Origin of the sequence: Algivirga pacifica (assembly GCF_039543525.1) — a bacterium.
Classification (GTDB): Bacteria; Bacteroidota; Bacteroidia; order Cytophagales; family Flammeovirgaceae; genus Algivirga; species Algivirga pacifica.
On sequence record NZ_BAABJX010000020.1, the window covers coordinates 239743 to 252017 of the forward strand.

Annotated in this window: 7 protein-coding genes; 1 reads left to right on the forward strand and 6 read right to left on the reverse strand. The window is 41.7% G+C overall.

The window, feature by feature from the left end; all coding sequences use genetic code 11:
* Positions 1-35: 35 nt before the first annotated feature.
* Entirely contained in the window at positions 36-2465 is a 2430-nt protein-coding gene (locus tag ABD985_RS06185) for a bifunctional UDP-N-acetylmuramoyl-tripeptide:D-alanyl-D-alanine ligase/alanine racemase (RefSeq protein WP_345370104.1), read from the reverse strand.
* Positions 2466-2631: 166 nt separating this feature from the next.
* Between ABD985_RS06185 and ABD985_RS06190 the strand changes: the two genes are divergently transcribed.
* Positions 2632-3456: a universal stress protein gene (locus ABD985_RS06190; RefSeq protein WP_345370106.1), complete on the forward strand. Its 825-nt coding sequence runs from the start codon at positions 2632-2634 to the stop codon at positions 3454-3456.
* Between the two features lie 132 nt (positions 3457-3588).
* Here ABD985_RS06190 and ABD985_RS06195 read toward each other — a convergent pair whose 3' ends face one another.
* The 5 genes from ABD985_RS06195 to creD form a co-directional block, all read right to left on the reverse strand.
* A complete protein-coding gene (locus ABD985_RS06195; RefSeq protein WP_345370108.1) occupies positions 3589-6129 on the reverse strand; it encodes a TonB-dependent receptor in 2541 nt (846 codons plus the stop codon).
* Positions 6130-7230: 1101 nt separating this feature from the next.
* Entirely contained in the window at positions 7231-7671 is a 441-nt protein-coding gene (locus tag ABD985_RS06200) for a hypothetical protein (RefSeq protein WP_345370110.1), read from the reverse strand.
* A gap of 15 nt (positions 7672-7686) precedes the next feature.
* Positions 7687-7890: a hypothetical protein gene (locus ABD985_RS06205; protein ID WP_345370112.1), complete on the reverse strand. Its 204-nt coding sequence runs from the start codon at positions 7888-7890 to the stop codon at positions 7687-7689.
* A gap of 176 nt (positions 7891-8066) precedes the next feature.
* Positions 8067-10610: a TonB-dependent receptor gene (locus ABD985_RS06210; RefSeq protein WP_345370114.1), complete on the reverse strand. Its 2544-nt coding sequence runs from the start codon at positions 10608-10610 to the stop codon at positions 8067-8069.
* A 196-nt stretch (positions 10611-10806) separates the two neighbouring features.
* Complete coding sequence (gene creD, locus ABD985_RS06215; protein WP_345370116.1) at positions 10807-12168, reverse strand: cell envelope integrity protein CreD; 1362 nt, start codon at positions 12166-12168, stop codon at positions 10807-10809.
* Positions 12169-12275 lie beyond the last annotated feature (107 nt).

Consider the following 12275-nt stretch of genomic DNA (forward strand, 5'->3'; position numbering starts at 1 on the left):
GAGGTGAAATTCAACGATTCAACGATTCAACGGTATTACATGTAGAATACCCTTTTTACCCGTTCATTAATATTCGTAAGAATTTCATAAGGAATGGTCCCAATAGAAGAAGCCAGGCTTTCTATGGTAAGAGATTCTCCAAAGATGATTACTTCGTCCCCTTCTCGGGCATCCGTACCCGTAATATCAATCATGGTCATATCCATACAAACATTCCCGACTACGGGGACCATCTTTCCTCTGACCATCACCTTCCCTACACCATTGCTAAATCGACGGTCAAAACCGTCTGCATATCCAATACTGATGGTGGCTATTCTGGAATTTTGCTTCAATTCTCCTTTGCGGCTATACCCCACCGTTTTTCCTTGGGGTAGCTCCTTTACCTGAGAGATAATCGTTTTCAGGGTACTGATCGGATGAAGTATTCCTTGATAACGATTGGTTGGGTCTACGCCATACAGTCCAATCCCAAGGCGCACCATATCCATTTGTGCCTCAGGAAAACGGCTAATCCCGGCTGAGTTCAAGCAATGCTTAATCACCGTATACCCTAAACCTTCCTCTAATTGTTTTGCCATACGCTGGAAGGTGTGGATTTGTGTGGCAGAGTATTCATTATGAATAGATTCATCGGCTCCAGCCAAGTGCGTAAATACTCCTGTTACTTTAATCCATGAGTGCTGTTTCAGCGTTTCTAATACGGTATTCAACTCCTCCTCCATAAAACCCAAACGATGCATGCCAGTATCAAAATTTAGCTGTATACGCATCAATTCAGAAGCCTTTCGATCGGATTGCTCCCACCATTCAATCATTTGTCTCAATAGTGACAAACTATAGATTTCTGGCTCCAGATGATAATCATATACCTGGTCAAAAGCATCGGAGGCAGGGTTGAGCACCATAATCGGTACCTTTACGCCATGCTCCCTTAAGTCTACCCCTTCGTCCACGTAGGCCACGCCCAAATAATCTACCAAGTGATATTCCAGCAAACTTCCTACTTCATGTCTACTACTACCATAAGCCAAGGCTTTGACCATGACCATCACCTTGGTATCTGGGTTCAGCATACTACGATAGAAATTAAAATTATGGACTAACGCTTCCATACTTACTTCCAGACGGGTACCGTGGGCTTTTCGCTGTAGCAACTGTACGACTCTTTCAAATCGAAACGGACGTGCTCCTTTTATAAGGATGATTTCTCTGGTAAATGTAAGTAAGCCTTGACGAATATGTTCCAATAAGCTTTCTGTAGAAGAAAATAGCTGTAAGTCCAGTTCTTTAAATAACTCATGCTTGTCCGAAAGTGCATCACCAACCATCACCAATCGTTCTACTTTCTTTCCTTTTATCAGCTCTGCCACTTCCCTATACAACTGGGCTCCGTCTTTACCTGATTGTAATATGTCAGACAACACCACCGTACGCTTCAGCTTACCGGAGTGCTGCTGTAAATAATCTAACCCAACGGATAAGCCCGCCAGATCATTATTGTAGGTATCATCGATCAGCATACACCCCATTTTCCCCTCTTTCAATCCTAAACGCATATCCACTCCTTTCAGCATGGTTAAACGCTCTTCGATCTGATCTGGCGTATACTCCAACAATAGCATCATCGCAATACAATGCAATGCGTTTTCCAAGGACGCTCCATCGGTAAAAGGCAACTGCAACACCTTATGAATATGACGAAAAGAGACTTCCACCAAAGTATGCATTCCCTCTTTACTCAGAACATAATTAACATCTCCCTCTCCTTCCAAACTCCAGGTAAAACGATGTACAGGAAGCTGCCGTTGCACCTGCTCATGCATACCTTCCTGATCGATGCAATATACCAAGGTATCCGCTCTTCGGAACAATTTCAATTTCTCCTGCAGCTTGTGTCTGCGGTCACGAAACCCCTCATCGTGTGCCGAACCAATATTGGTCAAGATACCTATTGTGGGACGAATAATCTCCTCCAATCGCTCCATCTCTCCTCCTTTGGAAATGCCTGCCTCAAACAATCCTATCTCATGTTGCTTACTCAGTTGCCATACAGAAATGGGCACTCCTATCTGGGAGTTATAACTTTTAGGCGTCTTCACCACAAACCGATCTCCTGACAGCAACGTATAAAGCCATTCCTTGATAATGGTCTTTCCGTTACTTCCCGTGATACCGATCACAGGAATATCAAATTGCTTACGATGGAATGCTACCAATTCCTGTAAAACGGTCAGTGGTGATGCTGTCGCATAAAAAGTGGCTTCCGGAAATATTTTCGTGTCAAATTGAGGTTCTACCACAAAACTTCTCACCCCTTTCTGGTACAATTCTTCTATAAATTGATGCCCGTGATGTTGCATTCCCCTTAAAGCAAAGAATAACGTCTCTGCTGCAGAAATTAATGAACGGCTATCCGTCAATAAATAGGTCTTCTGCCAGAAAGGTTGCTGAAAGTTGATCATAGCGTTGTGGTTAGAGGTTGATGATTACGTAAATGTCCATAAAAAATCGTACTAAAGGTAATTTTTCCAATAATCATCCCAGTTTGATGACTTTCATCAATACTATGCTCTAAAAATTCTAGCTACTTGCAAACGGTAAAACAGACATTTTAATCAAATAACAACCATGAGAAGCATACTAGTGCCTGTTGACTTCACAGAATTATCCACCATAGCCCTAACCACCGCAGAGCAACTATGTGAAAAGATGAATACCAAAATCATCATCCTTGCTATGAACAAGGTACCCTCACTGGCTACGCTTACCAAAAGTGAAAACCTATATGTGAGTGTGCATAAGAACAAAGAAGTCAAAGAAAAAGAAGAGCTCCTTTCACAATTTAAGGAAAACCATGACCTGTATCAGGAAACGTTGCATATCAACACGTCTGATTTTGTCAAAACCATTCTCAATATTATTCATGAATATACTATTGACTTGGTTGTCATGGGGGCCAAAGTATCTACACAGAGCAAATTAAAAGGCATTTTCTCCAACTCACTGACCGAAGAAATCTCTGTCAAATCACCAGTCCCTGTCTTGGTCGTACGTAATGACAACAATCACTTGACATTCAAGAATGTTCTCTTTGTCAGCGACTTCAAGGGAGAGCAGTACCTAAGAGAAATACAACATGCACAAAAGTTGTTTAGCTCTACAGTACACCTACTCAATGTCAACTTAAAAGGAGGAGAAGGAGAAAGTGACGCCCTACTCTCAGCAGAAGTATCCTTACAGAAACATAATATTTTCGATTATCATACCCACTCTGTGGAGGCAGAATCGGTAGAACAAGGGGTTATGAAGTTTTTGGATAAAAACTTTATTGATATTATCGCGATTGGTACAGAAGGAAAAGACAAGCTGCAGCGTCTCTTGGAGGACTGTCCTAGCATGGATTTGCTGAACCATGTCGACAAGCCAACGTATATCTTTCCGCTACATGCATAATGGAGTTTGGAGTCTGGAGTTTGGAGAATGACAGAATAAGTAAACTCACCACTCCAAACTCCAGACTCCAGACTAAAAAGATCCGCAGCCTTTACAGACTGCGGATCTTTTTATATTCTTACTTTCAATGCCCTATAGCGTAAATGACAATCTACCGAAGTAGTAGGCGCCATTATACCCCATCTGTACTCCTTCCCAGTATCCTCCTGAGTCCGTCTCATTTGGATCTTGTTTATCTGGATATACATTGAAGATATTAGATCCTCCTATAGAGATCTTCGCTTTTGGAGACAGTTGGTATCCTACGGTAACATCTGTGGTTACTTTTGAGCCATAATTCTGTACTAGTCCATCGCCTGACCAAGTGCCCATCACGACATCTCCAAAGTAATTGTATCTATTCATGAAAGACCATTTTCCTACCGTATAGTTCAAACCTAAGTTTCCTTTCCATTTTGGTGCAGAACCTTCCAGGAAGTATTTCTCTCTCTCACCAAAGTAGATCGCTTCTTGTCCTGCCAATACATCAGAGGTCTTTACATCTCCTACCACTTTTGTTTCGTTGAAGTTAGCGCCTAACATAATATTCAGGTTCCCCATACCCAAGGTTGTTTGGTAGTTGGCGACCATATCAATACCCTTTGTTCTGGTATCAATTGCATTGGTAAAGAATGCTGCTCCACTAACGTTCAGGTCTTCCAGAATCTGTCCGTAACCAGGCTGTAAGTTTCCTTCATCATCTCTGCTAAAGAAGTACCCTGTCATCACAATTCTGTCCTCAATATCAATCAGGTAACCATCCACTGTAAAAGTAAGGTTATGAATTGGAGAGTAAGTCAATCCCAAGGAGTAGTTCATAGAAGTCTCTTGTTTTAGCTCCGGAATACCCAATGCTTTTGCTACTTCACTATTGTTCGGCGTTAGGATCACATCCTTTGCTTCTCCTTGTACATACTCTGTGTAAGTAGAGTTAAAGTAGGCCTGATGTAAAGATGGCGCTCTAAATCCTGTAGATACGGAACCTCTCATAGAGAAGTTATCCGTAAAGGCATATCTAGTAGCTATCTTTCCGTTAACCGTCGTTCCGAAATCGCTATAATGCTCTCCTCTGATCGCTGTACCAATCATCCATTTCTTGGTGATGTCCAACTCTAGATCAGCATATCCCGCTACACTGCTTCTCGTCGTATTTACTTCATTGGATGGAGAGAATCCCGGGAATCCTTGTGCCCCGGCAGAAACACCCGGCACGTACGACTTCCACGCTGCCTCTTCTCCTGCAAAGATGGTATACTTATCCGTTCTATATTCTGATCCAAAAGCAATGTTCATTCCTTCCATCACCTCAGGGAAAAACTTACTGATTCCAGCATTGGTGGTTTGTTGTCCAAAAGCATGACCACCCGCATAGAATTCTGTAGGAGAATCCGCCCCCAAAGAAGTGTTCAAGGTATTAGACACATCAAAGGCCATTTCATTGTATCCAATCACGTGACTCAAATCCCATTCCCAATCTTTCCACTCTCCTTTCATCCCTACTCCTGTAGAGAAGTCAAGAATATTGGAATGAATAAACGGTACAAAACCATTTGGATAAAGCTCTGGTACATTTCTGTCATCATCAGCTGCTCTTCCCCAAGCACCTGATTTTCCTTTTCTATAGTTCAGTCCACCAAAAGCATAAAACACGGTGTTATCGACCACTGGAATCTCTGAGTTAAAGAATACGGCTGTATTCAATAGGTCTGAGTTACCGATCGTTCTCATCTCTCCTTCCGGCGCACGGTTGGTCATTCCTCTTTTGTTCACCTCAGCAGCAATATTCACAAATCCTTCCTCACCGATCTTGGCTCCGAAGTTAGTGCTTACATTCAATTGCTCACCGTCACCTTCCTGGTGGATACCCGTCGCTACATTGACCAAGACATCTTCTGTTTGTTTCTTCAGTACGATGTTAATCACACCTGCAATGGCATCTGAACCATACTGTGCAGAAGCGCCATCTCTCAATACTTCAATTCTTTCAATCGCTGCCACAGGAATCGCGGCAAGGTCAGTTCCTACTTTCCCTTTCTCTCTTGTTCCATAAAGGTTCAACAAAGAAGAAGTGTGTCTTCTCTTTCCATTGATCAATACCAATACCTGATCAGGTCCCAAACCTCTCAAAGAAGCCGTTTCTACATGGTCTGTCGCATCACTTCCTGAGTTTCTGTTGGAGTTAAAAGAAGGTACGGCATATTGCAACAACTGGTTTACATCTACCTGCCCTACACTGTTGGTTACCTGATCCATTGGAATCACGTCTACAGGTACTGCGGTCTCCACAGAAGAACGGTTGGCATTACGGCTACCAATCACCACAATGTCATCCATAAACACATCTTCTTCCTCTAAAGTAATCGTGATATTTTGAGAAGCATTGATATTCATTGCTTGTGTGGCAAACCCTACGTAGCGTACCTCTAGTACCCCTGCTTGTTTCAGTTGTAAAGAAAATTGCCCGTTGTAATCGGTAGTGGTACCGATCGTAGTTCCTTTGATCAATACGCTTACGCCAGGAAGTGCTTCCTGCTCTTTTGTCATCACCGTTCCTGTTACTTTCAGAACGTCCTGTCCCCATCCCTGAAGCGCCGCCATCAGGGAGACAAGTAATAGAGTTGTATATTTTTTCATGCTGATTGTGATTGCTAGTTTAGTGGGTTCAGTAGCGCTTCATTACCCTTTGGGTGAGCCCTTTTCTCTGAACACGGGTGCAAAAGTATAAGACTGCTTTGAGGTGTCCCATTTTTTAGAGAAAAAATACTATTTATTAACTAAGATGTTAAATATTTAACATTTAGTGAGATTATATGAATATGGAAGTCCATAACCATTGTTGAGGCCGCTTGCGCGGCTGGTTGAGTGGGCTGCGCCCGTTGAGTAGAGCTTCGCTCTGTTGAGACTTTACAGTACTGCCCACAGACACTGGTCTTAGGGTCCTCCCTAAGACCTAAAAGCGCTTTTGCCGAGCGTCCACGCTCGGATGGTATGAGTGGAAAAAAAAGATTGGTGATGGGGTGATCAAGTTTGAATAATTAACCGACACAATAGTTATCTCCATCTCCGCCTAGGGTTAATTAAGGTTGAATAAATAACCGACACACTTCTTATACGAAGAGATGGGTTGAAACCCACCTCTATGTGATGTCACCCCTTCGGGGTTATTTATTAAAACCCTGAAAGGGTGGCATCACATAGGGGCGGATTTTAATCCGTCACTATACGGAATATGACGGATAAATATTCAAACTTAATAAACCCCAGGCGGGGATGGAGGGAAGTTTTGTAGGATCACTCGACGAGGGTGATCTTCTCTAGGTGTGCACTGATCTATCGGTTTATTGGAAATAATCGAATCATATTTTCAATCGTGATTATAAAAAATGAACCGTATGGTTCGTGAGGCACGGTAAGTGAACGCACCCCCGTCGGGTGCGTCTACAAATCAATAAAAACAATCATCATCCCAATTTTTGATATTCATTATTCACCTTTCAATAACTACTATTCTTACGCAGACGATGGGTTGAAAGACCTGCAGTCCGCACCCGCCGCTAGAATTGTTAATCCCATTACATGGCGTCCATAAATGGGATTTGATATTAGATTGAAAGGGGCGGGGAGAACAGTATTCCTTACACCAACATGCTTTATATAAAAAATAGAAGCCTAGCAAATATAGCTAACCTTCCATTGATTGTTTATTTATATATACTGTGTGCGAACGGGGAGAATTTAAGAGTATGTTTGAAAATAATATACTTCCTTACAAAATAATTCTATGCCAGGAAATAATGTTTTTAACTCTTGTTCGCCCCAACCTTTGATTGGACTCTTTGTCTTGCGATTATTTGGTTGTTTTGAAAACTCAAATGGAACAATCCTACTAACATCATTATAACCTTCTGGTATCATAACAATAATAGCTACTCCTGCTTTAGGTTGGTAACATTCATTACAATTGTGTCTAGATTCGTATCTTTTATTATCAATATGATACTCATATATCATAACATCACAACCTTTACTATTTTTTCTTCCTAAAGTTTCTCCAATAACAAAGCGTTGTGGTAAGCTTCTGTAATAATGTGTTTTTATAAAGCTTGTTAAATAAATACTAACCAATATTGCAAATACACCTAAAATAAATCTACGATCTTTATTACTTATCATCATTTGTTCATATCTTTTTTACTTATCAGAAAGGGCTGCCTTACCAATTTCTCCAACATCCCCTACTATATTCATAATTATTGTTTCACTAATTTTACTTTTTCCTTTCAGACCTAAAATTTGACCAAATAGATTGACTGCACCATCAATAACTGTATCGTAAATTACGAAGGATGGTAGTAAAGTACTATGGTTTTCTTCTATAAATACAAATCCTAACATCTACCTTACTACTATAAACTCAACGAAATATTGATCATAGAGAACCTAAGACCAGTATGTAAAGCAAGCTTTTCCTGTACGGCCGCGCCAATGGCGCGGCCGTACAGGAGGCTTCCATAAAAAAAGGCCACGACTAAACAGCCGTGACCTTTCCAACCCATTATATATACCATGTCTTATAGCACAATAGAAAGTCTTCCAAAGTAATAAGCTCCATTATAACCCATTTGTACTCCTTCCCAGTATCCTCCTGAGTCCGTCTCATTTGGATCTTGCTTGTCTGGGTATACGTTGAAGATATTCGATCCTCCTACGCTTAACTTGATGGCTTCGGAGATCTGATACCCTACTGTCAAGTCCGTAGTGGTTTTAGGGGCATAGTTCTGGTACAAGCCATCGCCTGTCCACGTACCCATGATTACTTCTCCAAAGTAATTGTATCTGTTCATGAATGACCATTTGCCTACCATGTAGTTCAGGCCAAAGTTTCCTTTCAATCTAGGCGCAGAACCTTCCAGGTACAAACGCTCTCTTTCTCCAAAGTAAATATCTTCTTTCCCTTCCAGCAGTTCTGTGGTCTTGATATCGCCAACTACTTTTGTTTGGTTGTAGTTTCCACCCAATGTCAGGTTTAGGTTTCCAGCACCTAAGTCTAACTTATAAGTAGCCACCAAGTCAATACCCTTTGTACGGGTGTCAATCGCGTTCGTAAAGAATGCGGCACCACTTACGTTCATATCTTCCAGGATCTGACCATAACCTGGCTCTACGTTTCCTTCATCATCACGGCTAAAGAAGTAACCTGTCATCACTACTCGGTCTTCAATATCCACCAGATAACCATCTACCGTAATGCTAAGGTTTTCAATCGGAGTTACTGTCAACCCTAATGAGTAGTTGTTTGACGTCTCTTGCTTCAGGGTTGGGATACCCAATGCTTTTGCTACCTCACTGTCATTAGAAGTCAATACGACATCTGTTGCTTCTCCTGCTACGAACTCCGTATAAGCCGTATTGAAGTATGCTTGTTGCAATGAAGGTGCTCTGAATCCTGTTGAGATCGAACCTCTTACTGCCACAGCATCTGACAATTTGTAACGTGTAGAGAACTTACCGTTTACGGTGCTTCCAAAGTCATTGAAATATTCTCCCCTGATCGCTGCTCCGATCATCCACTTTTTAGTGATGTCCAACTCTACGTCAGCATAAGCTGCAAAGCTGTTTCTGGTTGCATTCACCTCGTTGTGTGGTGCAAATCCAGGGTAGCCCTGTGCACCCCCTGCAAAGTTTGTATCATAGGTTTTCCAAGAACCTTCATCTCCTGCAAAGATGGTATACTGGTCCATTCTGTACTCCAAGCCAGCGGCTACGTTCATGCCTTCCAACGCTTTGTCGTAGAACTTGCTGATGCCTGCATTTACGGTATTTTGACCGAAAGAAAATCCTCCTGCATAAAACGCCGTTGGTGATGCGGCACCCAAAGAAGTGTTTAGGGTATTGGTCACATCAAAAGCCATACGGTTATAGCCAAAGGTGTTACTTAAATCCCAGTCCCAGCCTTTCCACTCACCTTTCAAGCCTACTGCGGTAGAGAAGTCAAGGATATCTGACTCGATTCTAGGAACGAAACCGTTGGGATAGATTTCAGGGATGTTACGGTCATCATCTGCTGATCTTCCCCAAGCATCTGATCCACCGATACGATAGTTTACGCCACCAAAGGCATAGAATACTGTGTTGTTTATTACTGGAATTTCTGAGTTCACGAACAATGCCGCATTCAAGCGTTCTGACTGTCCAATGATACGCATTTCTTCATAGTCTGGAGCACGGTTGGTTGCTCCCCTTTGACTTAATTCAGCCGTTACGTTTACAAAACCTTCGTCTCCAATCTTTGCTCCGAAGTTGGTATTCACTGTAACATTTTCTCCGTCACCTTCCTGATGAATCCCTGAGGCTACATTCACCAATACCTGATCCGTCTGTTCTTTCAATACGATATTGATTACTCCGGCAATCGCATCAGAACCATACTGTGCGGAAGCTCCGTCTCTCAATACCTCAATACGTTCAATGGCTGCTGTAGGAATAGAAGCCAAGTCCGTACCTACTTTTCCTCGCTCACGTGTACCGTACAAGCTCAACAAAGAAGAAGTGTGTCTTCTCTTACCATTGATCAGTACCAATACCTGGTCTGGTCCCAATCCTCTAAGGGATGCACTCTCTACGTGATCTGAAGCATCTGTACCTGAGTTCTTGTTAGAGTTAAATGAAGGTACCGCAAACTGTAGTAACTGGTTTACATCTACCTGTCCTACGGAGTTGGTGACCTGATCCATTGGTACCACGTCTACCGGCACTGCGGTCTCTACAGAAGTACGATTGGCATTACGGCTACCGATCACGACAATATCCTCCATAAATACATCCTCTTCTTCCAAAACAATGTTCAGTTGCTGGGATGCATTTACCTGAATTTCTTGTGTAGTGTACCCTACATAACGAACCTGAATAGTCGCAGCTTCTTCCATGTTCAATGAAAATTGACCGTTGAAGTCTGTCGTGGTTCCTTTGGAAGTACCCTTAATCACAACACTAACACCAGGAAGCACTTCCTGGTCTTTAGTGGTGATCGTACCTGAAACTTGAATAGAATTTTGCGCCACTGCCTGTAGAGTGGCTAATAATGATATGGTTAGTAAGTATAAGTACTTTTTCATCTGGTTGATTGTTGCAAGTCTGCTGTTAGTATATCTGAGCACTCGACAGGAGTGCTTTTCTTCGTTTTTTTTCAATAGCGGGTGCAAACTTACCAATGCACTATGTTAAGGGCTATTTTATAGATAAATAATATAAAAATGCATCAATCTGTTATATATAAAACAGATGAGGTAATGGTGTCTATAATAGACACCATTACTTTTTACTTTCAAGATTATGCCAATCAATCTTTCTGGACAGGTACATCGTTCCTCCCAAAATGGTGAACAATCCAATACTACCGATCAGCAAGGCATAATCTTCTTGCTGTATAATAATATAGATAAAACCATATAGGGCCGTCATAATTCCACCTAACATCAACGTAATCCTTGTTCCTTTGAATATCGTATGGGCATATAATGTAATCATGACAATAATCGCTGTACTGGCTGCCGTATAACTCAGGTAAAATGGAATATGCTCCGATAGGGCAATCAGTAACACATAAAAAGTACAAAGCGCCAACCCTACCATAATATATTGAATAGGATGAATACGCACCTTGTTTAGGGTCTGACTAAAGAAGAATACCAAAAACGTCAAGGCAATAAACATCACTGCATACTTAGCCGTACGCATACTTTTCTGATACTCATCATTTGGTCGAATCAGATTGACACCGAAAGTGGACTCATCAATTCCTTCTACCCTGCCTGTAAACTGTTGAGGATAGGGTCTATTCAAATGAAGGACCTTCCAGTCAGCTGTAAATCCATCTTCCGTAATCTCTCGATGATCCGGTAAAAATGCTCCCGTATAGCTTGGGTCTTTCCATGAGGAAGCGATATGTACATTGGAAACTTTTCCCAATGGGGTAAATAGCAATCGACTACTTCCGTTAAAGTTTAAGCTGATATCAAAGGTATATTGCTCTCCCTCCTTGCTCAATAATACAGGGGTATTGATCCCTCTCTCCAATACGCGTTCTGCTGTTGTACCAGGGTTCATCGCATAGGAGTTCTTGTTCCATTTTAACGTAACCTCCTCTTGTAATCCTCTCAAATCTGAAACACCGAGATTAATACTGGCGTCTTCCCATAGAACATCTTTCTCATCAATTTTCAATAGACGAAAGTCGGGTTGAAGAAACTTTCCCTTCACCGATAACACCGCATTGTAAACGATCACCTGAAAGATCCCACGATAACGCATCTCTGGAGATACTACCCCGTCAATAGCCAAATCATCGGGTAAGAAGTAAGCATATTTCTTTTCCTCCAATCGTTCATACTCTTCCCTTTCCTTATTGTAAACGGTTTTGTATACTTTATAAGGCACAGTAAGCACTAAGCCACTAATGGTCTGGGCATATCCCCATTTGCCACTGATTTCAGAGGAAGCTTCTTTCTGTCGTTGTTGCCGTTCCCATATTAGGTTTTCGACCATGGAAACAGGTATTAATAAAAGCAGAATGATAATTCCTACAGTAAAAATACGGACCATTATGGACGTTTCTGTCCAGTGATTAAAGCGGTCCAGTAGTGAGAGGTTTTTGTTTGATTCTTGTTCGTTCATGTTTTTTGAGGGGTTATTAATTGAATGTTTTTGTTCATCTGATGTTGGAGTAGTTATAAGTATTAAGGCACCACAAGGGTTAATGCCGTCAACTTAAAGAAATAGTG

Bases quoted from the DNA above. Each gene is read 5' to 3' on its own strand.
- ABD985_RS06185 (WP_345370104.1), bottom strand. From the start codon at position 2,465: ATGATCAACTTTCAGCAACCTTTCTGGCAGAAGACCTATTTATTGACG.
- ABD985_RS06190 (WP_345370106.1), top strand. From the start codon at position 2,632: ATGAGAAGCATACTAGTGCCTGTTGACTTCACAGAATTATCCACCATA.
- ABD985_RS06195 (WP_345370108.1), bottom strand. From the start codon at position 6,129: ATGAAAAAATATACAACTCTATTACTTGTCTCCCTGATGGCGGCGCTT.
- ABD985_RS06200 (WP_345370110.1), bottom strand. From the start codon at position 7,671: ATGATGATAAGTAATAAAGATCGTAGATTTATTTTAGGTGTATTTGCA.
- ABD985_RS06205 (WP_345370112.1), bottom strand. From the start codon at position 7,890: ATGTTAGGATTTGTATTTATAGAAGAAAACCATAGTACTTTACTACCA.
- ABD985_RS06210 (WP_345370114.1), bottom strand. From the start codon at position 10,610: ATGAAAAAGTACTTATACTTACTAACCATATCATTATTAGCCACTCTA.
- creD (WP_345370116.1), bottom strand. From the start codon at position 12,168: ATGAACGAACAAGAATCAAACAAAAACCTCTCACTACTGGACCGCTTT.